Genomic DNA, 22731 nt, shown 5'->3' on the forward strand with positions numbered 1-22731 from the left:
CTTCTTGGGCACAGCGACATCCTTCCAGCGGGACCTCGTCCCACAGATGGAGTGTCAACCAGCCCTGCAGCAGTCCCGCTCGAGGTGTCCGGGGCGTCCATCTGAACTCGTCTCGCTCGGTGGGTGTGTGCGGACGTCCCATCGGCGTTGTCGGCGCTCACTAAAGACCTCCGCTCGGACGCCGCTTGTCTCGGCGTTGTACTGGGGCTGGCGCCGGTCTGTGCGGCTGCAGCATGAGCGTTTGTGTCTCGGACTTCCGAGCGGCGGGTCGGCGGCTGCCAGCAGTCGTCGGGCGAGGCTCTCGGCGAGATGCTCGGGTACACGACGGTGAAACCGGTGGTGCTCGTTGGTGTCTGACGGTCCGCCGCATCTGGCTCTGGCCCCGCGCGAAGGTCAGACGCCTTCGATCGTCTTTTCGTGCCAAAGGGGCGGATCCGTACCGTTCGACCGTTTCGTCCGTGTCCGAATGTCTCGGCACCTTCAATCTCGGATTCGGACATAAGGGTCTTTGGTGATACATGGTTGTGAGGCGGCGGATGAAGTGGGGGCACGAAGTGGACGGGTGCTTCCGTCGCGCGAATGCACGCCCGTACGCTGGCGCCGACCGCGAGTCGCGGCGACATCTTTGGGGGGCTACACGATCGTGATCAAAACAACAACAACTCGACGGCGTCTCAGCGCGACCATCATCGGCATCGCGGCCGGCGCCTCGCTGATCGCGCCCGGCTGGGGCATCGCTGGCGCAGAGACCGCCAACGCCGCGGTCGGTCAGACGTTTGTCTATACGGGTGCGCCGCAGCTGTACGTCGTCCCCGAAGGTGTCACCTCGATCGACGTCACCCTCCGCGGCGGGCAGGGCGGATCAGCCGGAGCCGGCAAGGGCGGTGGAGCGGCTGTCGTCGATGCCACGATCGCTGTCACTCCGGGGGAGAGCCTCCAGATCAACGTCGGCGGCTCGGGTGACACCGGGGGTTGGAACGGCGGTGGCCGCGGGGTCAGCTACGGCGGCGGCGCATCTGACGTTCGCCGTCCGGCATTCAGTACATCGGCATCGTGTGCTTTCGACCTGAACTGCGCGGCCGACAAGCGCGTCGTGGTCGCCGGTGGTGGCGGAGGTGGCTCCTCCTTCACCTGGGCCGCCGTGTCTTACGACGTTGACGGCGGCGACGCAGGCGCCGTTGCTGGTGAGGGCACGTTCGTGAACTGGACCGACGGCACTACCGGCGACTTCACCCACGGTGGGCTCGGAGGCTCGAGCAGCGCAGGCGGTGCCCCCGGAAACGGCACAGGCTCCTCGCAAGGACCGTCCGGTGGGGGATTCGGGTTCGGCGGTGAAAGCGGCTACGGCCAGGGCGGTATCGCGGGCGGTGGCGGTGGCGGCGGCTACTACGGCGGGGGCGCCGGCGGTCAGAGCTCCAACCCGTCCTCGGCGCCGAACGGCCTCGCCGCAGGTGGGGCCGGTTCTTCATGGGCCGCTGGCGACGGTGTGACTGCTGGTGCGGTCGCCGGAGGTCACCTCGGTGACGGCTCGGTCACTGTCTCGGTGCCGTCGGCCATCGGGAACGCGGCCGTGGGTTACACGGGCGCTGCCCAGACCTACACGGTCCCCGCAGATGTCGACCAGCTGTACGCGAAGTTGTACGGAGGCGCAGGGGGCGCCTCCGGTGACACTGTGTGGGGACGCCTGCCGGTCGCCCCGGGGCAGACGCTTCAGCTCAACATCGGAGGCCGGGGCACGAGCACCGTCGACTCGAACGGGGTGTTCGTCGGCGGATGGAACGGCGGCGGGGACGCCACACCGGGCTGGGCTGGTTCCGGCTCCAGCGGCGGTGGCGCGAGCGACATCCGCATGTGCGCCAGCGCACAGGCGACCGGTTGCGGACTTGCCGATCGCGTCATGGTTGCCGGCGGCGGTGGCGGGCACTACGTCCCTGCGTGGGGCCTGTACGGAGGCAATGGCGGCGGAGCCGCGAACGGCGACGGCGCCAACGCCAACAACCCCGGCCACCACAGTTTCCCGGCGCAGGGCGGAACCACGACCGCCGGCGGACTGGGATCCGCAGGCGGTGCGATCCCGACCCCGGCTTTCGATGGCACCTTCGGTGAGGGTGGCGACGGGGTCGCCGGAGCCGGCGGTGGTGGTGGCTACTACGGCGGTGGCGGCGCCGAGGGAGCCGGTGCAGCCGGCGGTTCCTCCTACGCGTCGGTTACCGGCGCGGGAGGGCCCTCAGTGCTGGGAGCGCCCGCGTCCGCATTCCGTCACGCGGGCGGCGGCGGAGACGGGTTCGGCCTGGCGGTCCTCGTCGGAATGCCGGAAGCCGAGACCGGGACAGCGACCGTGACGTCGTACGCTGACGCATCCGTCGCCGGTCAGGTGAACCCGCGCTACCTCGCAACAACACCCACCGTCTTCTATGGCACGAACGCGACCGACGTCGCCGCGAACACCTCCGCCAGCACAGCGATCACCGCAGCTGGAGGTGCCTCCACGATCGCTGGGACCGGGATGCAGGCCGTCGAAGGCCAGATTTCCGGGCTGTCAGCCGGCACCTGGTACTACACGGTGTGCTCGCAGAGCGTCGCCGGATACGCGTGCGGTGAAGTCGGGTCGTTCGTGGTTCCCGAGCTTGGGTCGCCACTGTGGGTGGACCAGGACGCGTCCGCAGCATTCGAGGTCGGTACGCCCATCACGCCTTACACCTTCCTGGCGACTGGTGACCCCAGCATCACTTACACCGTGAACGGCACCCTCCCTGCTGGGCTGACTCTCGACTCGACGACTGGTGTGCTGTCCGGCACCCCGACCGTCGTGGGTAGCTTCGCGTTCACCGTGACAGCCACTAATGCGTCAGGTTCCGCTATGAGTGTGAGCAACACTGTGGTGATTGAGCCGGCTGCGCCTGCCATCGTCACCATCTCGGTACCTGCGGCGACCCTCGGTGAGCCCTATTCCGAGACCATCCAGGTCACCGGCACAGGACCGTTCACCTTCGCGGTCACGGACGGAGCACTGCCCGAGGGGCTGGTGCTGGACGAAGAGACCGGTGAGATCAGCGGAACGCCGACCGCACTCGGCACCGCGACGTTCGTCATCGAGGTCGCTGGCCCGGGAGGCACGGCAACCCGCGCCTTGACCCTCGAGGTCCAGGCGACGCCGCCGGCGATCACCACATCCGAGCTTCCGACTGCCTCGCTAGGTGGCCGGTACGACCAGGTGGTGACGGCGTCGGGGACCGGACCCTTCACGTTCGCCGTGAGCTCCGGCTCCCTGCCCTCCGGGCTGACCCTGGACGCGCAGACCGGTGCCATCACAGGGACGCCCACCACCGCCGGGTCGTCGACGTTCACCATCGAAGTGACCGGCCCCGGAGGAACGGTCACCCGTTCCTTCACGATCGTCATCTCGGCCGCTGAAGCAGCACCAACGGCCGAGCCGTCTCCCGCGACGTCGACTGCCACGTCATCGCCGACAGTTGCGGCCAGACTGGCCGTCACCGGCGGCAACGCGCTGCCTCTCGCTGCGGTCAGCGCAGCGCTGATCGGCCTGGGCCTCGGGGCCGTCCGTGCGCGACGCACGCGACGCCTGAACTGAATACCGCGCACTCGCCCGGGGCCGTCACCGCACGGCCCCGGGCGACCGGGGGTTCAAGCTTGAGAGCGCGCCACGGCACGGCGGCGGCCTAGGCGGGGCCGGTTCGTGGCAACGGGGATCTCCGAGGACTTCCAGCGGCGTGACACGCGGACTCGACGGCGGAGGTCGTCAAGGGCGCCTCGGCGGCACATCGCCGCGCCGCCGACGCGAGGAGCTCGCCACCTGACCTGGCGGTTCCCACTCTCATCTTCGCCGACTATCGCGACGTCGGCCTGCCGAAGGGCGCGGAGGCACGGGCGCAGGGATGCCGCTGCACGTAGCGGCTCGACGGCCACCTGCGCCCGCAGGTGTCGGCGATTCTGGTCACCGCCGCGGGTCACCGGTAAATGTGCGACTCGGGCGCCGAGCCGCCGGCAGCTCCCAAGCTGGGCGCTTCGCGCAAGCGTCGGGGGCAGCGGTGATCAAACCGCTGCCCCCGACGATGCCGCTAGATCAGAGCGGCGCTCAGAGCTCGGTCGTCTGCGTCGGGCGAAGCGCCGTCGTGCCAGTCGAGATCCCGCTCACCGAGGGCGTCGCCGACGACGCGCCGACCTCCTGGCGGATGACGCCGCTGTGACGCTCCGCAGAGGCGAGGTACTGCTCCCAGCGGCTCTGCATCGGGCGGATGAGCCCGCCGCCGACACCGACGACGAGGATTCCACCGATCGTCGCGAGGATGAAGATGAGGACCGACTGCGTGACCTCGACCGCGATCTCGACCTGGTTGAGCGCGGCGATGATGCCCAGCCCGATGATGAAAGCGGAGGCGATGTTGGCGAGCGTCTTGCCGTAGGACAGGCCACCGAGCGTGTTGACGATCAGCTCACGCACGCCAGCAGCGATCGCAGAAGCGACAACGACGATGATGATCGCGACGAACGCCTTGGGCAGGAACGCGATGACACCCTGCAGGAGCTCACTGATCGGGTTGGGGCCGAACACGCCGAACGCCATCTGCAGCACGAAGAGCACCAGGGCGTAGTAGACGATCTTGCTCACGATGTCGGAGGCGTCGTACTTGCTGTGGGCGAGCGCCTTCTTCACGCCACCGCGCTCGACAGCCCGGTCGAAGCCGACGCGCTCGAGCACCTTGTCGATCGCCTTCCCGATGAGCTTGGCGACGAAGATGCCGATGATGAGGATCAGCAGGAAGCCGATCAACTTGGGGACGAAGAGGGCGACGGAGCTGAGGGCTTCCCTGATCTCTACGGGCATGGTTCTCCTCGCGTGGTCGAGTTGTGGCTCACCACGTACATGGGGGGGGTTGACGAACGCGCTGATCCTGGGGTAGTCGGCTCAGCTCCGCAACCGGAAGCGCGCGGCGCACGTGACGACAGGCGCGCGGCCTAACGAGGAGGCTGCCGCGCTGGCGCGTTCCCGCGCACGAGTACGACGAGCACACGTCAGGCGCACCTGAAGGTAGTGAGAAGCACTCAAAGGTGGGCACAGGTTGCGAGTCCGATACCTCCCGCTTCTCATGGAGACAGGTGCCCTACCACGAAGACGGGCGCCAGGGAAGGACACGCAACGTACTCGTTGCGTGTCGCCGCGCTGAGAACGGAGCCCACCATGCTCACGAAGGACCAGATCGACACCCTCACGGACGCGACCGCGGTCGACATCAACGGCGACAAGGTCGGCAAGGTCGGCCAGGTGTACCTGGACGACGCCACCGGTCAGCCGGACTGGGTCAGCGTGCACACCGGGCTGTTCGGCACGTCCGAGTCGCTCGTCCCACTGCAGTCGGCGAGCGTTGAGGGTGACGTCCTGCGCCTGGCGTACACGAAGGACCACGTGAAGGACGCCCCGAACGTCGACGCCGACCGCCACCTGTCGGAGGACGACGAGGCCCGCCTGTTCGACCACTACGGGCTCACCTCGAACGCCGACTACGCAGGAACGGACACCTACGCTGCCGGCACCGGCACCTATGCAGAGGGCACTGTGACTGACACCGACGCGGCGCGCGACAGCGCGATGACGCGCTCGGAGGAGCAGCTGCACGTTGGCACTGAGCGGCGCGAGGCCGGGCGTGCCCGGCTGCGAAAGTACGTCGTCACCGAGGAGCAGACGGTGACGGTCCCGGTCAGCCACGAAGAGGTGCGCGTCGTGCATGAGCCGATTACCGACGCCAACATCGATGACGCCCTGTCCGGGCCGGACCTGACCGAGGCTGAGCACGAGGTCGTCCTGACCGAGGAGCGCCCGGTCGTGGCGAAGGAGACCGTGCCGGTCGAGCGCATCAAGCTCGAGACCGAGACGGTCACCGAGCAGGCCACCGTCACCGAAGACGTGCGCAAGGAGCGCATTGACACCGAGGGCGTCGACGACGACCGGCTCTGACGTTCACCGGGGGTAGCGCGGGGTGGCAAGCCGACGGCTTGCCACCCCGCTGCCCTGAACTTAGGTCGGTGAAGCACGGGGTCGCCGACGCGTGGGACGACCTGCCGTACTTCAGGCTGTGGTGGCGCTGAACCCACCTGAGGCGTCAGGCCCAATGCGCCACGTCCGCACGTCTTTGCCGCTGCCGTCCGCGCTCTTCTCGTGCAGGCGGACCGAGTCGCCGTTCTCTGCGGCCTCCCCGCGCAGGACGTGCCGACCGGTGGCACCTTCGACGGTCACTTCGACGCGTCCAGTCAGGTGTTCGAGGCGTTCCGGGATCCGGCCATCAACATCCACCACGGCGTACGGCACGCCCGAGATGACGGCGGTTGGAGCGGCGAAGGTCATGAGCGGTTCCTCCAAGTTAGCGCGGCTGTCCCAGGATGCGGCGTTCGTGCGCCCTTGGGAAGACCCGCCAGTGCCGAGCCCGTGCGGCGCGTTCGCGCGTTCGCGCGTTTCACTGCGACACCCGTGAACGTTGCGCAGCCCGTCCGTCTCGCCCTCTATGCCTGACCCTGCTTCACGGGTCGGCGCGTCGACGGCTTACTTGTCAGCTTCGATGGACGCTTCGATGTTCGTCACCATCTGGTCCCACAGCTCGAGCGGGTCACCGCCGGCGGCGATGCGCGCCTCGGTCTCACCCCAGTACAACCAGACCAAGCTCATCTGCGGGATCGCGGGCATCGGCGCGCCGGTAGCGCCAGCTTCGGCGAAGCCAGTGGTAGCGGGGTCGTCGGTGATCTGGTCGAGCGCAGTGTTCAGCGCCGGCGCACGGCCGGTCTCCCGGTACAGGGCAAGCTGCGCGTCCGGCGTAGCGAGGAAGTCCGTGACGAAGTCCTCCGCCGCGGCGCGGTGCAGCGACAAGTTGTTGACGAACGCCCCCTGCACGCCCACGAAGGGCTGCGCAGGGAGGTTACCCGCGGCCGGGATCGGCAGGACGCTGATGTCCAAGCCCGCGTCCGTGAACTCTGCGGTGTTCCACGGGCCGGTGATGATGTACGGCGACTCCCCGGCAAGGAACGCGGCCTTGGCAACGTCTCCCGTCACGCCAGGGTCCAGGACGCCTCGGTCGGCAAGGCTCGCAACGTACGTGGCGAACGCTCGTCCCTGCTCCCCGCCGAGCGCGAGCTCGTCGGTGTAGGAGCCGGCGGCGTCCGCGCGGAAGGCCGGGGCACCGAACGACGTCTGAAGGGGGTAGAGGTGGTACGGGTCTCCGCCTTCACCCTGCTGCACCAGAACGGGATACAGCGCCGTGCCAGCCTGGACAAGGGAGATGCCCTGGGCGACAAGTTCGTCGAACGTCGCAGGCGTCGTCGACACTAGGGCGTTGTTGCGCACAAGCGCGACGTTCTCGATGGACAGCGGTGTCCCGTACGTGTCCCCGTCGTAGGTCATCGCCTCGATCGCGACCGGCGCGAAAGCGCCGGGATCGTCGTTCTGCACAGGTGCAACGACACCCTGCGTCACCAGTTCGCCGAGCCAGTCGTGTGCACCGATGAGCACGTCCGGCGCGTCGTTCTGATCGACCGCGCGAACGTAGTCGTCGCGCATCTCTTCGCTCGTGCGTGCGACCACGCTGACGGCCACACCGGAGTCACTCGAGAACTGGCCGGCGAGGTCCTTCATCGCGTCGGCGCGCGCCTCGTCGACCCACACCTCGAGCGCGGCCGGCGCCGCCGTGCCGGTGTCGCCAGCCTGAGCGCCGGAGTCGGAGCTCGAGCAAGCGGGAAGCAGCGCCGCAAACGCCAATGGCGCGACGAGGTAAACAGTGCGGCGGTGCATGGTGCGGCTCCTGACGTGCGGCTCGATCGAGGCTTCGCCTCATCCATCGGACATCGCGAAGATCAGCACACAAAGACAGCGGGTGATTCACGCACGGCGACGCTTGCTTCGAGCACGCGCGGGAGCTGTGCCGACGAGCGTCGCGGTTCGCCGTACGGGCGCCGCACGCCGCACCGACCCTCTGCAGCGTGCGACACAGACCGGCAGGCCCGATGTCTCCGTTCTGACCTCGGGCGGATCGCCGCTTGAGCATCCGAACGGTAAGTCGTCGCATGTGGGCCGACGTGCGACCCTGGTGCTCTAGACGTTCCGCGACGAAGCGGTCGAGCTCATCGCTGCTGCGCAGCGAGGCTGCACCGCCTCTTGGGGGTCAGGGATGCGTGAGGTTTCGCCCTACCTGCACAGTCTCGCTGTGCAGGCTGCCGCTACGTTCGGCTCGCTCACTCACGCGAGCATCATGGTCCAGCACGAGCCAACCGTTCTGCTTGCAGCGAGCAGCAACGAAGGAGCCGCGCGCTGTGATCGCGTCGAGGCCAACACCGGAACCGGGCCCTGCCTCGAGGCGATGCTCGAGCAGCGCGTAGTCCACGTTCCCCGCATCGACGAAGGGAACGACTGGGCGGCGTGGCGCGAACAAGCGACCCATGAGGGCTACGTGTCGGCGATCGCGTTCCCCGCGTACGTCGCACCCGGTCTGCGAGTCGCACTCAATCTGTACTCGATCGTGGCAGATGCATGGAGCTCCGACGCGTTACGCGAAGCCGCCGACCTCGCCCGGCGCGTCGCTGGAACCGTGCACACCAGGCTCAAGCTGGCGGGGGAGCAGGCGACACCTGACACGCGCTCAGCAGGCGAGCTGATTGACGAGGCCGTCGGCGCCATCATCGTGTGCAACGCCTGCACGGTCCAGGAGGCGCTGGAGGCGATTCGTCGCACGAGCGCGGCCCGCGGCGTGGAGATGCACGAAGCCGCACGTGCAATCCTGTGGACCTTGACCGGGAACGGCAGGGCCGCCTACGTGCCACCCCGTTCCTGAGCGAGCCCACGCACACGTCGGACCGTCCCTCGATCCCCCATGCGGGACGCACACGCAGGCGTGGCAACTACGTCGCTCGACGCCGAGATGCGGTCAACGGCACTCAGACGAGGGGATGACGGCTCCGCCACGTCATCAAGTCGCCTGGGCTCGGCCGGCCCAGAAGGTAGCCCGTCGCGGCATTCGCTCCAACGGCTCTGACCGCATCGAGCTGGGCTGGCGTCTCGATTCCCTCCGCGATGACCTGCGCACCCAGGGCGTGAGCGAGACTGACGATACCGGTCAACAACGCATCGCCCGTACGCGTACCGATTGCAGCGACGAAGGACCGGTCGATCTTGACGACATCAACCGGAGAGCGGGCGAGGCGCGCAAGCGAGCTGAAGCCGGTACCAAAGTCATCGATGGCCACCGCGATCCCGAGCTCGCGGATGGCTGCCAAGTTCCCCACAAGTCGACCGTCTTCGACCGTCGACTCTGTAACCTCGATGCCGAATCGCTCCGGGGGGACGTGAACCGCAGCCAGTTCGGCCTCGAGGAAGCTGGCGAGCCCCGGTGCAACGAGCTGGCGTGGAGAAACGTTGACCCAAACGCGGACGCCTTCGACGCCCGTCCACGCTGCCGCTTGGCGCGCAGCGGCGCTGATGACGGCTTCTCCGATCATCAATATGAGTCCGGACTCTTCAGCGATGGGGATGAACTCAAGCGGTGGGATCGTGCCCCGTTCGGGGTGCTGCCAGCGCGCCAGCGCTTCGACGTGGACAACCCGCTGGGATTGAAGGTCGAAAGCGGGCTGGAAGTGCAGCTCGAGTTGGTCACCGACGGCGAGAGCTCGCCGGAGATCTCGTTGCGTGTTGTGTCGAAGAACGGTCTGGCGATGGAGTGTCTCGTTGAACCAGCCGAAGCCGTCGCGCCCCGTCTCCTTGACGCGATGGAGGGCGACGTCCGCGTCCCGCAGCAGCGTGTCGATCTGTCGGACGTCTTCGGTGCGTGCGATGCCGATGCTGATGGTCATGGTGACTTGCGCCGAACAGGTGTCGATGTGGTGCAGGCTGCTCGCCACCATGTCCCGCGCGAGCTCTTCGGCGCTCTCGGGCGTGCAGTCGGACAACAGGACGACGAACTCGTCCCCGCCGAAACGTCCGATCATCCCGTTCGCCGGTATGAGCGCACGAAGGCGCTGGCCTACCGCGGCGAGGACGTCGTCCCCGACGGTATGGCCATGCGTGTCGTTGACGAGCTTGAACTGATCGAGGTCGACGAAAAGAAGCGTCATCGACGTGCAGACGTCGCGGTTGAGGAGGTCCTCGACCTCGCGCAGGAGCCCCCATCGATTCAGCAGGCCCGTGACAGAGTCGTGCGTGGCCTGGTGAGTCGCTTCCCGCTGCGCCGCTTCCGCGGCTGTGCGTGCGTCTTGTTCGCTCGTAAGAAGCCTTTCGCGCTCCATCTCTGCGGCGTAGCGATCGCTCACGTCGCGGAAATAGACGCCCATGCCTTCCTCGGACAACGGAAACGCGCGGACTTCGCACCGCAAGTCGGACCCCTCGTAATATCCTTCGAACTGGACAGGCTCATGTGATCGCATGAGCGTCCGATACTGTTCCTCGAAGACGGTTCCGACCACTGACGGGAACGCCTCCCACAGATTCGTTCCGACTGCTTCCCCGCGTTGCAGGCGCAGCAGTCGTTCGGCATGCTGGTTCAGATAGGTAACTGTCCAGTCTCGGTCCACGGCAAGGTACGCGTCTGTCATCGATTCAAGGGTGTCCACGACGGTGGCGGCATCGCGCTGCATGTGTCCGGCACGTTCGACGACTTCAATGTACGGAGTCAGGTCGCGGAATAGGACGATTGCACTTCCCTCGCCGACGATGGCCGTGGACAGGTCCACGACGAATGTCGACCCGTCCACCCGACGGGCTCTCAGCTCGCCGCTGAAGTAGCCCTCGCTGTTCCGTAAGGTGACGGCGCCCTCCCACCGCTCGTCGGTCGGGTCGATGACTCCAGCGCGCCCGACGCGACGCAAGTCGTCCTCGTCGCGCCCGAGCATCCGGCACGCCGCCGGATTCGCCGAAAGGATCGCGCCAGCAGGATCAGTGAACAAAATCCCGTCAGAGCTGCGTTCGAAGAGGACGCTATACGCGTCATCTCGCATGCGCCACGGCGCGGAAGTAACGCCGATGCCCTCGGCGGTGTGCTTGTGCGCCGGGAGACGTTCTGCTCCGGCGTTCGAACTGGACACGTCGACCCCCCAGTCATGACGTCCCTGAAGACGCTCCCGAGCGTACGGCGCGAATCGGCTACACGCGTTCCCTGCGCTGAGCTGCCCTGCCCCCACACGGACTGGGTGGCCCCTGAGCGAGCGCCGAGGCAACCTGACACGGCTGTGCGAGGCCCTGCCGCGGCGGGGGGACCCCGCAGCAGGGCCTCACGATCAGCATCAAGGAGGGCGATGAGCGCCGCAGGCGCCATTCGGGTGAAACCCCGGATATCTCGACTGCGCCGCGGACCCAACCGCGTGCTCACCATCACCGCAGCCGGCGTCGCAGGCATGTTCATGCGGAGCGGCCCGTCGCACGGGGCGACGGGCCGCTCGGGTCCTGGGGGCGTGCGGCGGTCAGCTGGTCGGCGGGACCGGCCCGTAGACCGGCTGGACCTCCGCCATCTCGATGTCCGCGGTCGCCTGGATGAGCGCGAGGAGCTCCGGGTCGGCGCCCGGCGAGAACTCCTCGAACCGCTCCTCCGCGATCGTCATCGGCACGCCCGCGGGGGCCTGCTCGGTCGCGTCGAGCTCGGTGCCGTCGTTCGAGGGCGACATGCCCCGGAAGATCTTCCCGGCCTCCGACTGGTTGGTCAGGTCGAACGAGTACTGCTTGCTCTGCAGCCCGAGGTCGAGGAGCTTCTTGACCTCGGGAAACTGCTCGGCGTTGGTCTTCGGGATCGGCAGCGTCTTCTTCCAGTCGACGCCGAGGGTCTCGAGGGCCTTCGCGTACGCGTTCTCGTGGGCCTGGTCGCGGACGATCAGGTAGGAGATCGTCGAGCGGGCCGTCTTGTTGTCCGTCATCTCGTAGATGCGGCACTTCTGCAGCCGGCCGGTCGACTCGAGCATGAGGTTGTAGAGCAGGTCGAGCACGAGGTTGCCCGAGTTGTAGACGTAGCTGCCGCTCCACGGGTTGCCTGCGGCGTCGACGGGCAGCGCGCCCTGGGCGGCCACGAGGTAGTGGTGGATGTTGCTCTGGTGCGTCGCCATCTCGAGCGGCGTCTTCCCGCCGGCACCCGGCTGGTCGAGCGGGTCCGTCTTCTTGCCCTGGTAGCGCGGGGACCCGTCGAGCAGCCGCGAGATCGTCGTGCCGATCAGCTCGACGTGGCTGATCTCCTCGGTGCCGATGCCCTGGAGCAGGTCCTTGTACGGCTTCCCGGCCGGGCCGCGGAAGTTGATGCTCTGGAAGAGGTACTGCATCATCGTGCGCATCTCGCCGAACTGGCCGCCCAGCCCCTCCTGGAGCGCGTTGGCGGCGGCGGGGTCCGGCTCGTCCGGGATGATCTCGTTGATCAGGCGCTGAACGTGCAGGTACATGCGCTGTCCTCTGTCCGAGGCGGTGCGGCCACGCGTCTGGACCACCCTGGCGACGCTAAAGCCGTGTCCGCAGCGTCGCCACCGGGCCACGCAGAAAGCGACTGTGTCAACGAGGACGTCCGCAGCTGCAGGGGCGGCGCAGTTCCCAACCCGCTGACTCCGCTGGAGTCGGCTGACTCGACGACCGCGGGTAGCGACGTGGCTCTCGAACTCGGCGCCGAAACGAGACCCTGCCGCTCTAGTGGGGCAGGAGCGGCAGGGCCTCTTCATCAGCATCGGCCACGAGGTGCGTCATGGCACGACACTCGCGGGTGAAAACGAGCGATCGCAGGGTCGCCCTGATCGGCACGGCCTTGATGTCGCAGAGGTCACGTCGCGTGGTGGGTGGCATCAGGCGCCACGTCAGCGATGAGGTCCGCTTGCCATAGATCGGGTCCGAACACTTCGTACTGGATGGCGCGTGGGGGCACGCCTCGTTCGAGGAGCTCGTTGCGCACGGCCTTCATGAAGGGCAGCGGACCGCACAGGTAGTAGCCGGCTCCGTCGGGCAGCGTGACGTCAGCGAGGTCGAGGAGCCCGGTGTGCACTCCATCGACGGCCAGCGCGCTGTGCTCCGAGTTCTCGTACCAGACATGGATTGTGGCGTTTGGTAGGTGGCGGAGGTCGTCCAGCACCTGGTAGCGAAGTGCGAAGGTCTCCTCTGCCGCGTCGGCGTGCAGCACGTGGACTTCGAGGTGAGATCCTGCGGCGACGAGGTGGGAGAGCATGCCTGCCATAGGGGTGATGCCGATGCCTGCGCTGATGAACACGAGTGGGCGCCCGGAGTCGTCCATGACGACGTCACCGAAGGGGACCGATAACGTCAGCAGGTCGCCGACGTGCACGCTGCGGCACAAGTAGGTGGAGACCTCGCCGTCGGGGTGACCCGCTCGGTGCACGCGCCGCACCGAGAACTGACGGTGTTCTCCGTCGTCCGCTCGCGTCAGGCTGTACTGGCGGGGTTGGTGCACCCCATCCGGCATCGGGACCTTCACGGTCACGTACTGTCCGGGCAGGGACGTGCGCACCGATCGTCGGTCGATCCGCTGCACCCGGAACGTCACGACGTCGGCGGTCTCCTGGATGCGTTGGACGACTTGCCACTGCCGCCACACGGTCTCGGGTCGCACACCTCGCGCGCTGTACAGGCCCCGTTCCTGGTTGATCAGCGCGTATGCCATGAGCCAGTACACCTCGTCCCAGGCGGCAGCGACCTCCGCGGTGACCGCGTCCCCGAGGACATCGACGATCGCCCAGAAGAGGTGCTCGTGCACGATCGGGTAGTGGTCGGGCCTGATTCCCAGCGACGCGTGCTTGTGCGCCACGCGAGACATCAGCTGCTCGGGCAGCTCCTCCGGTGTGCGGATCAGCGCTGAAGCGAACGCCGCGACCGATCCGGCGAGCGCGATCTGTTGCGTGCCCTCTGCTTGGTTGCCGCGGTTGAAGAGCCCGTCAAGGAGGTCGGGGCGTGCTGCGAACATGTGCGCGTAGAACCGCCGCGCGATCTCGGGGATGTTCTCGGCGACAAGGGGAAGGGTCGCCGTTACGACGGGGCGTGCACGGTCGGACAGCATGGAGGTTCCTCGCTGACGTTCGTCGTCGACCCGAGCACTGCTTGCGGCGAGCCACTGCCAGGCTAACCACGCCGAGACATCGTTGCGCAGCGACTCTGATCGTCTCCGGACGAACCGCCCAAGATGTCGCCGTGCCCGTACCCTGCGTCGCGTGCCGTCGAGCCGCGCGTCGAGTGAGTGCTTCACCCACTAACCTCCCAGATACGCACAAATCGTCCTAGGAGGGGTATGGAAACGAGTCGTGTGGAGCCGCAACAGCCGTCGTGGGCTGCGGTTGCCAGCAGGTACCGAGTGGAGTTCTTCGACGGAGACACCACCGACACGTGGGTTGCGACAGGGGCCGCCGACGTTGCGGAAGTTCAGTCGTGGGCAACGACGGTCGCGCAGGGCCGCCGCTGCGCACTGAGTGTCGAGCTGCCGCTGAACCGGCCCGGGTCGCTCCTGCTCATCCGCTTGTCCGACAACTAGCCCGGAAAAGGTGGCCGCTCAGTTCGTCAGTCGGTCACGAACGATCGCGCAAGGGCGCCTTCTCGAGGTCCCACTCGCGCGGGACGCCGGTGAGGCCCTGAACCGGTAGGTCCAGGGCCTCACTGGTCGCACGCGGCTTTAGAGATGACGGCCGGAGCGGCGGCGACGGGCGACGGACAGCAACACCGCTCCCGCACCAGTGACGAGCGCTGCCAGCGCCGCCAGGAGCCCGGGCTCCGCACCCGTGCGGGGCAGCGCCGAGGACGCGCCGCCCGGCGCCGGCGCGGTGGGCGCGGGCGCAGGCGGGGTCGCCGGAGCGGGAGCACTCGGCGTGGTCGCGGCGAGGACCTCGAGTGTCACGGTTCCCGTAGTCGTACCTCCCTGTCCGTCGGACAACGTGTACGTGAACGTTACGGTTCCCGCGTACCCGGGCTGGGGCGTGTACACCACGTCATTGCCGACGAGTGTGGCCGTGCCGTGATCGGGCTGCGTGATCGCGACGACGGTGAGCGTGCCCCCGTCCGGGTCGGTGTCGTTCCCGATCAGGACGATCGTGGACGGGGAGTCCCCGGGCACCTGTGACCCGTCCGCCACCGCCACAGGGGCCGCGTTCGCCACGGTGACCGTCACCTTTCCGGTGCGGGTCACGACACCATCGGTCACGTCATACGTGAACGTGACCTCTCCGGAGAAGCCCGCCGGCGGCGTGTAGGTCACGACGCCACCGTCGACGGACACGGTGCCGCGAGGCGTGCCCTGCGCGTCCACCGGGGCAGTGATACTGCCCGGCACGAGCTCCAGCGTGTCACCGTTCGGATCGGTGTCGTTGTCGAGCGGGCTGACGGGCACGGCGGTTCCGTACGGCGTCGCGCCTGAGTCGTCCACGGCGACCGGGTCGGCGTTGGCGACGGCAACGCTGACAGTCGCGGTGTCGGTTCCGCCGTTGCCGTCGCTGACCGTGTAGTCGAACGTGTCTGTTCCGGCGAAGCCGGCGTTCGGGGTGTACCGGATCTGCCCGTTGAGCAGGAGGACGGCTGTGCCGTTGGCGGGCTGCGTGATCAAGCTGACGGTCAGCGTGTCACCGTTGAGGTCCGAGTCGTTGCCGAGGACGTCGACATCGACCGCGGTCCCGGCCGGAGTGCTCACCGTGTCGTCCCCCGCGACAGGGGCGGCGTCGTCGACCGTGACCGTGACGGTCCCGGTGTCGGTGCCGCCGTTGCCGTCCGAGACGGTGTAGTCGATCGTGACGGTTCCGGCGAAGCCGGGCGCGGGAACGTAACGGACCTGCCCGTTGTCGAGGGTCACCGTGCCCTGCGTGTTGCCGTCGGCGTCCACCGGGTCGGTCAGTGACCCCGGCACGATCGTGAGGGTGTCGCCGTTGGGGTCGGTGTCGTTGGCCAGGACGTCGACGCGGATCGGCGTGTCGGTCGAAGTGTGGACGGGCCCGTCCGCAGCTGCGACCGGAGCGGCGTTGTCCACCGTGACGGTGAGGGCGCCGGTGTCAGTGCCGCCGGCACCGTCGGAGACGGTGTAGGTCACGGTGACATCGCCGGCGAACCCGGCTGCCGGGGTGACCGTCAGCGTGCCGTCGTTGTTCACCGTGACCGTGGCGTCGGTGTTTGCGATCGCCCCGATCACCTGCAGCACCTGAGCGGTACCGGGGATATTCGGGTCCGTGTCGCCCGTGAGGACGTCGACTGTGACCGGGGTAGCGGTCGTCGTGAAGGCAGTTTCGTCGTCCGCGACGGGGGCGGCGTTTTCGACGGTGACCGTGACGGTGCCGGTGGCGGTGCCGCCGTTGCCGTCGGAGACGTCGTAGTCGAAGGTGACGGTGCCGGCGAAGCCGGGTGCCGGGACGTAGCGGACCTGACCGTTGTCGAGGGTGACGGTGCCCTGCGTGGTGCCGTCCCCGTCGACCGGGAGAGTCAGGGTCCCCGGGACGAGGGTGAGGGTGTCGCCGTTGGGGTCGGTGTCGTTGGCCAGCACGTCGATGCGGACCGGAGTGTTGGTGCCGGTGGGGACCGGCCCGTCCGGGGCCGCGGCGGGGGAGGCGTTGTCGACGGTGACGGTCAGGGCGCCGGTGTCGGTGCCGCCGGCCCCGTCGGCGACGGTGTAGGTGACGGTGATGTCTCCGGCGAACCCAGCGGCCGGGGTGACGGTCAGGGTTCCGTCGTTGTTGAGGGCCACGCCTGCGCCGCTGTTCGCGATGGCCCCGGTGACCTGCAGCACCTGGGTCGTACCCGGGATGTTGGCGTCCGTGTCGCCGGCCAGGACGTCGACGGTGACGGCAGTGTCCACGGTCGTGAAGGCAGTTTCGTCGTCCGCGACGGGGGCGGCGTTTTCGACGGTGACCGTGACGGTGCCGGTGGCAGTGCCGCCGTTGCCGTCGGAGACGTCGTAGTCGAAGGTGACGGTGCCGGCGAAGCCGGGTGCCGGGACGTAGCGGACCTGACCGTTGTCGAGGGTGACGGTGCCCTGCGTGGTGCCGTCCCCGTCGACCGGGAGAGTCAGGGTCCCCGGGACGATCGTGAGGGTGTCGCCGTTGGGGTCGGTGTCGTTGGCCAGCACGTCGATGCGGACCGGGGTGTCCGTCGGGGTGTCGACCGGTCCGTCGGGTGCGGCCACGGGAGTGGCGTTGTCGACGCTAACGGTCAGGATGCCGGTGGCCGTGCCGCCGGCCCCGTCGGACAGGGTGTAGGTGACGGTGATGTCGCCGGCGAACCCAGCGGCCGGGGTGACGGTCAGGGTCGCGCCGTTGTTCACGACCACGCTGGCGCCGTTGGTCGCGCTGGCCCCGGTGACCTGCAGCAGCTGCGTCGTGCTCGGGATGTTCGGGTCCGTGTCGTTGGCCAGGACGTCGATGTTCGTCGCCGGGGTGTCCGGCAGCGTCCCGGTCGCGTCGGGGTTGGCTACGGGGTCGGCGTTCGCGACGGTGACGGTGACGGTGGCCGTGTCGGTCAGGGCCCCGTCGGTGACGGTGTAGTCGAAGGTGTCCGTGCCGGCGAACCCCGTCGCGGGCGTGTACTGCAGCTGGCCACTGGGCAGCGGCACCACGGACCCGTTCACGGGCGGGGTGAACGACGCGACGCTGAGCGTGTCGCCGTTGGGGTCGGTGTCGTCGCCCAGGACGTCGATGCCCACCGCGGTGTTCGTCGGCGTCGAGGCAGTGTCGTCGACCGCGACAGGGGCGCCGTTCACCGTAATCTGGACGGTGGTCGGGGCGCTGGTCGCACCGAGGGAGTCGGTCGCCGTGTAGGTGAAGGAGTCGACACCGCTGAACCCAGCGTTCGCGGTGTAGGTGCCGGTCCCGTCCGCGTTCAGCACGAGCGTGCCGTTGGCGGGCCCGCTGACCCGGGCGACGGTGAACGTGTCACCGTCAGGGTCGGTGTCGTTGCTCCGCACGGTCAGATTGACGCTCGAGCCTGCCGCGGTGGCGTACGTGTCGGGGTTAGCCACGGGCGGGTTGTTGACCACGGTCAGGGTGACGGTCGCCGTGTCGGAGCCGCCGCGCGAGTCCTCAACGACGTAGGTGAAGGTGTCCGTTCCACGAAACCCGGGCGCGGGGGTGTAGCGGACTTCGCCGCCGACGAGCGCGACGGTGCCGCCCTGGGTGCTCGCGGAGCTGACCGAACGCACCGCGAGGGTGTCGCCGTTCGGGTCGGTGTCGTTGGGCAGGACGGCGACGGCGGTGGTCGTCGACGCGGGGACGGTGGCGGTGTCGTCGACCGCGTCCGGTGCGGTGTTGACGACCTCCACCTGGACGACTGCGGTCGCCCTGTTCCCGGCGGTGTCCTGGATCGTGTAGGTGAAGACGTCGCGGCCGGCGAAGTCGTCGCGCGGGGCGTACGTCACGGTGCCGTCAGGGTTGATCGTGAGCTCCCCACCGGCGGCGTTGGTCACGCCGACGACCGTCAGCGTGTCACCGTCGGGGTCGGAGTCCCCGGCCAGGACCGGGATGTTCAGCGTGCGAGCGCCCGCCGCCGGGGTGAAGGACAGGATGTGCGGGGAAGCGACCGGCGGGTTGTTGCCCGCCGTCGGGGCCGCGATGACCGGGCTGACGACCGCGTTGGTGGCCGACGAGGAAGACGCGCGCGTCGTCTGGCCCCGGTACGTCAGTGCTGCTGCGTTGATCAGCTGCTGGCCGTTCGTCGTACCAGCGTCAACCTGCACCTTGAACGTGACCAGGTGCTGGGCGGAACCGGCTGACATCGGGATAGCCCCACCCTCGGAGGGGGTGGCGCCGGCCCCGAGGTAGGCCAGGATGTAGCCCTGGCCGAGTGGGCCCGGGGCGACGTACTCGGCGAAGTCATCTCCCGCGATGTCGGTGCGGGAGTTGCCGTCGATCGTGATGGACCCGGGGACGAAGGTGGTGCCGGTCGGGATGGCGTCGAAGAACCGGCTCTGCGACGCAGTGTCAAGGCCGATGTTCTCGACCGGGACCGTGTAGGTCAGCGTGTCGCCGGCGACGACCTGGCCACCGTTGTCGTCGACCACGGTCTTGGTGCCCAGCAGCTTGGGGTCGTACAGCTCGGTGGAGAACGTCACGACGCCCGGGAAGTACTGCTCACCGCCCGTGGTCAACGACAGCGACGCGCTGGTGGCGTTGTTCGGCAGCACCCCGTTCGCGCTGAACAGGTCGGCGTCATAGCCGAACTGGTTGCGGTAGGCGGGGTTACGGGTGGCGACCTGGGCGCCGTGGCTGCTGACGGTGGAGTTGAACGGGTTGTTGTCCGGGTTCAGCGCGTCGGTGATGGTGGTGGTGTTCAGCTGGAACGTGTCACCGGTCAGGCCCATGTCACCCTCATAGGTGACCGCGCCGACGGTGGTGCGGACCGGGCCGCTCGGCGGGGTGAGGAAGCCGCTAACGGTGAAGCGAGGCAGCGGGTCACCGCTGGCGACGGAGGCCAGGCCGGTGAAGATCGTGAGGTTGCGTGCCGGCGCGGACGGGTCAGCGAGGGCGACGACGAGGGACCATCCGGCGTAGCTGTTGTCGGTGTTGAACGCCGACTGCACGTTCCCAAGGATGTAGGTGCCGCTGCCAGCCGCCGCGACGGTGTCGGTGACGTCGACCCACGACTGGTAGGCCGTGCCCCAGCCGTCGGTTGGGGCGACATCGACCTGCCCAGCTGGTGCGGTCACAGGCGTAGGCGTTCCTCCGGGCACGGTGAACATGGCCTGACCACGGAGCGCGCCGTTGTTCCCGACCGCCGTGGTGCCCCGAGTGCGCCCACCCCAGACCAGGGCCGCGAACAGGACGCTGCCGCCGGGGGGGACCTGCAGATCCGCAGTCGAGGAGTTGAACGTGGCGGCGTTGCCGTCAACGTCGACGAACTGCATCCGATAGTCGTTGTTGCTGTAGTTCCCGCTCGTCGCTGCTCGCCCAGCGGCGCACGTCCCTGCCCCGGGGGCACCGCTGGTCGTGCTGCAGGTCATGAGCGTGTTCGCCGCAACGAGGATCTCGCCGTTGGTGTTCGCGGAGAACGCCGGAGTGAAGTTGCGGATAGGCGCTGCCTGAGCCGGAGAGGCGGCGCCGAGCAAGGTCAGTGGCGCGAGCACGAGGCTTAGGGCCACCACGATGGCGCTCGATCGGCGCGCGGTACGAGCCTTGCGCCGCGCGCGAAGCCAGGCCCCGAACGGGGCACCCGAAGAGTGAGAAGGCATGACGAATCTCCAGTCGCAGCACGATCGATCGATACTTCGCGTATCGACCGATCCCCCCCGGGTGCTTTAGCCCCGTCCGGTCTGCATCGTCGCATTACCGCTCGCGAGTGCGCCAGGGCGCGATCCGCAGGCGAACACCTGATCGCGCAGGGCATGTGCGCTGACCTGCGTCGATGGGCTTGGGTCGCTCCAGATTTAACCCCCTAGCGAATCCCGCAGGGCTCCGAGTGTTCTCGCTCACATCGAGCCGAGGAAAACCGTCGTGCAAGGACGAAGGTTCCAAATCAGTGTGAATCAGCGGAATCCGGCGGAGCGGAGCAATCGGGCACCCGAACGCGTCGGCGCCCTCCGGTTGCGAGCGGGGATCTATCTCGCCGACACGGATCAGTCAGGGCTCGAGCCTCCGCCTTCCCGGCGCTTCCGGTAGCACTGGGCGCCTCGTCGCCGGGCTGCGCCAGGTCACGCACGATGCGAGCCGCCGCGCCCATCGGGGCGCCGCTCAGGGCTCGCCCTACCGCCCGAACCTGACTCGCCTCCGGCGGGTCAGGACTAAGGTCGACTTTCCGCTACGCCGCCGTAGCGTACCGTCGGAGCATGTCCTCTTCGATTCGGCCTGCCGTGGAGCGGGTACATCCGCCGAAGGCCCCGTATCGAGTCGTCAACCGAGTGATGCGCTGGATCTTGGCGTCTCCGCGCAGGGCCGCTCGCATGGGCGCGCACCTGCTGCTCCTACACCTGACTGGCCGTAAGAGTGGCCGCGCGATCACGATCCCGGTCGCCTATCGCCCGGTTGAAGGCGGGCAACTTCTCGTGCTCACCAACTCCCTGTGGCGACTCAACCTTCGGGATCGACCCGGAGTCGAAGTCACGTACCGAGGGGTCCGCCGGCCAGCCGCGGCGGAGCTCGTCGAAGATCCTCACGCCGTGGCGCAGGTCTACGACGCGCTGATCCGCGAAGTTGGGCACGCCAAGGCGGGGCGCCGCATGGGTATCCGCATCAACGTCGACCGCGCGCCCACCCTCGACGAACTGAGAGTCGCCGCGCGCCGCGAGGGCCTGTCGCTGGTGTACATCGACCTCGACGGTGAGTCGCGATGAACGGGCCAGTCCTGGTGACAGGTGCGTCCGGGAACGCTGGGTCCGCCGTCCTCGCGTCACTCCGGTCGGCAGGGACGCAGGTGCGGGCTGCAGGAACGAACCCGTCGGCCTTGGCCCGGGTGCACCCCGACGTCGACGTGGTGAAGCTCGACTTCCTCGACCCGGCGACGTTCGAGCCTGCGCTCGACGGCGTCGAGGGTGTGTTCCTGCTGCGTCCGCCGGCCATCGCGCGGGTGGGCCCAACACTGAACGCCTTCATCGACGTTGCGGTGCGGACCAGAGCTGGACACGTGGTCTTCTCCTCCGTGACGGGAGCGGACACGAACAGGTTCGTGCCACACCACAAGGTGGAGAGCCATCTGATGGCCTCCGGTCTGCCGTGGACCATCTTGCGCCCGGGGTTCTTCGCCCAGAACCTCGCTGACGCGTACCGGATCGACATCGTGGGGCGCAACCGGATCGTGCTCCCTGCCGGGCGGGGACGCGCCGCGTTCATCGACGTCCGGGATGTCGGAGAGGTCGCGGCCGCGATCCTGCGCGATCCGGAGCCGCATACCGGCTCGGCCTACACGTTGACGGGACCTCAAGCGCTCGGGTTCGAGGAAGTCGCGACGATCCTCACCGCCGAGCTCGGACGGCACGTGCGCTACGAGCCCGTAAGCGTCCTCCGCTACGCGCTGCACCTGAAGCTGCAGGGGATGGGGCTCGCGCAAACGGTGGTCCAGACGGTTCTGCACGCCGGTTTGAGGCGAGGTCAAGCCGATCACGTCGATCCGACGCTGGCTCGGCTCCTGCACCGGGCGCCTCACGCGTTGGAACAGTACGTGCACGACTTCCGCAGTGTGTGGGCCGTCTCCCCTCAGTCTCGACAGTCGTCGGGGTGACGCGTGGCCAGCTCGACCCTCGCGTGGCGCGCTCCCGCGAGGCGGTCCTCGCCGCTGCTCTTGAGCTGCTCTTGGAGCGCGGCATCGTCGGAACAACGATCGAAGCGGTCGCAGAACGCTCCGGTGTAGCGAAGACCACGATCTACCGGCAGTGGGAGGGGCAACCGGCTCTGGTCCTGGACGCTTTCGACAGCGCCCTGCGACCGCCCGTCGACCCCGAGACGGGCAGCGCGCGAGGTGACCTGCGCGTGCTGCTGCACGGCCTCGCTGACGCCTTGAGCGCTGGACCGGCCGCAATCTTGATGTCTGCGCTCATCGACGCGGCTGAGCGCGACCCGGCGTACGCGGCGCTGCACAAGCGTGAAGCGGCGCAACGGCACGCCGTCGTGCGCGCCTGCATCGAACGGGGGATCGCCCGCGGCGAGCTCCGACCTGACAGCCAGCCCGACACGCTCATCGACCTTCTTGCGGGGCCACTGTTCCATCGCCGCCTGGTCTCGTCCGGGCGCGTCGAGCGCCGCTTGGGACTGCTGCAGGGTCGGTTGACACCGGGTGAGTGGTGATCATGCCGCAAGGGCGGCGTTCTGGGTGGTGAAGGC

13 protein-coding genes are annotated in these 22731 nt (G+C 68.2%); 6 read left to right on the forward strand and 7 right to left on the reverse strand.

Going from position 1 to position 22731, the window contains the following annotated elements; translation table 11 throughout:
• Positions 1-643 precede the first annotated feature (643 nt).
• Positions 644-3592, forward strand: a complete 2949-nt coding sequence (locus AB6N24_RS17055) for a putative Ig domain-containing protein (RefSeq protein ID WP_412870583.1) — start codon at positions 644-646, stop codon at positions 3590-3592.
• A 504-nt stretch (positions 3593-4096) separates the two neighbouring features.
• Here AB6N24_RS17055 and AB6N24_RS17060 read toward each other — a convergent pair.
• Positions 4097-4846, reverse strand: a complete 750-nt coding sequence (locus AB6N24_RS17060; protein WP_412870584.1) for a mechanosensitive ion channel family protein — start codon at positions 4844-4846, stop codon at positions 4097-4099.
• A 354-nt stretch (positions 4847-5200) separates the two neighbouring features.
• On the opposite strand from AB6N24_RS17060, the gene AB6N24_RS17065 reads away from it, so the two are divergent.
• The gene (locus AB6N24_RS17065) at positions 5201-5974 is read left to right on the forward strand and encodes a DUF2382 domain-containing protein (protein WP_412870585.1); all 774 of its coding nucleotides are present in this window, start codon (positions 5201-5203) and stop codon (positions 5972-5974) included.
• A gap of 111 nt (positions 5975-6085) precedes the next feature.
• On the opposite strand, the gene AB6N24_RS17070 is transcribed toward AB6N24_RS17065, so the two are convergent.
• Together AB6N24_RS17070 and AB6N24_RS17075 are read right to left on the reverse strand one after the other, a co-directional pair.
• The gene (locus tag AB6N24_RS17070) at positions 6086-6361 is read right to left on the reverse strand and encodes a hypothetical protein (protein WP_412870586.1); all 276 of its coding nucleotides are present in this window, start codon (positions 6359-6361) and stop codon (positions 6086-6088) included.
• A gap of 195 nt (positions 6362-6556) precedes the next feature.
• Positions 6557-7795 (reverse strand): sugar ABC transporter substrate-binding protein, encoded by a 1239-nt coding sequence (locus tag AB6N24_RS17075; protein WP_412870587.1) that lies wholly within the window; start codon positions 7793-7795, stop codon positions 6557-6559.
• 412 nt (positions 7796-8207) lie between these two features.
• Between AB6N24_RS17075 and AB6N24_RS17080 the strand changes: the two genes are divergently transcribed.
• On the forward strand, positions 8208-8831 hold the full coding sequence (locus tag AB6N24_RS17080; protein WP_412870588.1) for a GAF and ANTAR domain-containing protein: 624 nt from the start codon (positions 8208-8210) through the stop codon (positions 8829-8831).
• Between the two features lie 103 nt (positions 8832-8934).
• Here the strand turns inward: AB6N24_RS17080 and AB6N24_RS17085 are convergent, their stop codons facing one another.
• From AB6N24_RS17085 to AB6N24_RS17100, 4 genes are all read right to left on the reverse strand, one after another.
• Complete coding sequence (locus AB6N24_RS17085) at positions 8935-11073, reverse strand: putative bifunctional diguanylate cyclase/phosphodiesterase (protein ID WP_412870589.1); 2139 nt, start codon at positions 11071-11073, stop codon at positions 8935-8937.
• 375 nt (positions 11074-11448) lie between these two features.
• Positions 11449-12408: a manganese catalase family protein gene (locus AB6N24_RS17090; protein ID WP_412870590.1), complete on the reverse strand. Its 960-nt coding sequence runs from the start codon at positions 12406-12408 to the stop codon at positions 11449-11451.
• 368 nt (positions 12409-12776) lie between these two features.
• On the reverse strand, positions 12777-14207 hold the full coding sequence (locus AB6N24_RS17095) for a globin domain-containing protein (protein ID WP_412870591.1): 1431 nt from the start codon (positions 14205-14207) through the stop codon (positions 12777-12779).
• Positions 14208-14627: 420 nt separating this feature from the next.
• On the reverse strand, positions 14628-20063 hold the full coding sequence (locus AB6N24_RS17100) for an Ig-like domain-containing protein (RefSeq protein ID WP_412870592.1): 5436 nt from the start codon (positions 20061-20063) through the stop codon (positions 14628-14630).
• A gap of 795 nt (positions 20064-20858) precedes the next feature.
• Here AB6N24_RS17100 and AB6N24_RS17105 point away from each other — a divergent pair.
• From AB6N24_RS17105 to AB6N24_RS17115, 3 genes are read left to right on the forward strand one after another with little or no spacing between them, the layout of a single operon-like run.
• On the forward strand, positions 20859-21248 hold the full coding sequence (locus tag AB6N24_RS17105; protein ID WP_412870593.1) for a nitroreductase/quinone reductase family protein: 390 nt from the start codon (positions 20859-20861) through the stop codon (positions 21246-21248).
• Positions 21245-22132 (forward strand): NmrA family NAD(P)-binding protein, encoded by an 888-nt coding sequence (locus AB6N24_RS17110; RefSeq protein WP_412870594.1) that lies wholly within the window; start codon positions 21245-21247, stop codon positions 22130-22132. The genes AB6N24_RS17105 and AB6N24_RS17110 overlap by 4 nt, the downstream gene beginning before the upstream one ends.
• A complete protein-coding gene (locus tag AB6N24_RS17115; protein ID WP_412870595.1) occupies positions 22129-22695 on the forward strand; it encodes a TetR/AcrR family transcriptional regulator in 567 nt (188 codons plus the stop codon). The genes AB6N24_RS17110 and AB6N24_RS17115 overlap by 4 nt, the downstream gene beginning before the upstream one ends.
• Positions 22696-22731 lie beyond the last annotated feature (36 nt).

The sequence above is a fragment of the Cellulomonas jepli genome (assembly GCF_047229345.1).
In the GTDB taxonomy this organism is placed as follows: domain Bacteria; phylum Actinomycetota; class Actinomycetes; order Actinomycetales; family Cellulomonadaceae; genus Cellulomonas_A.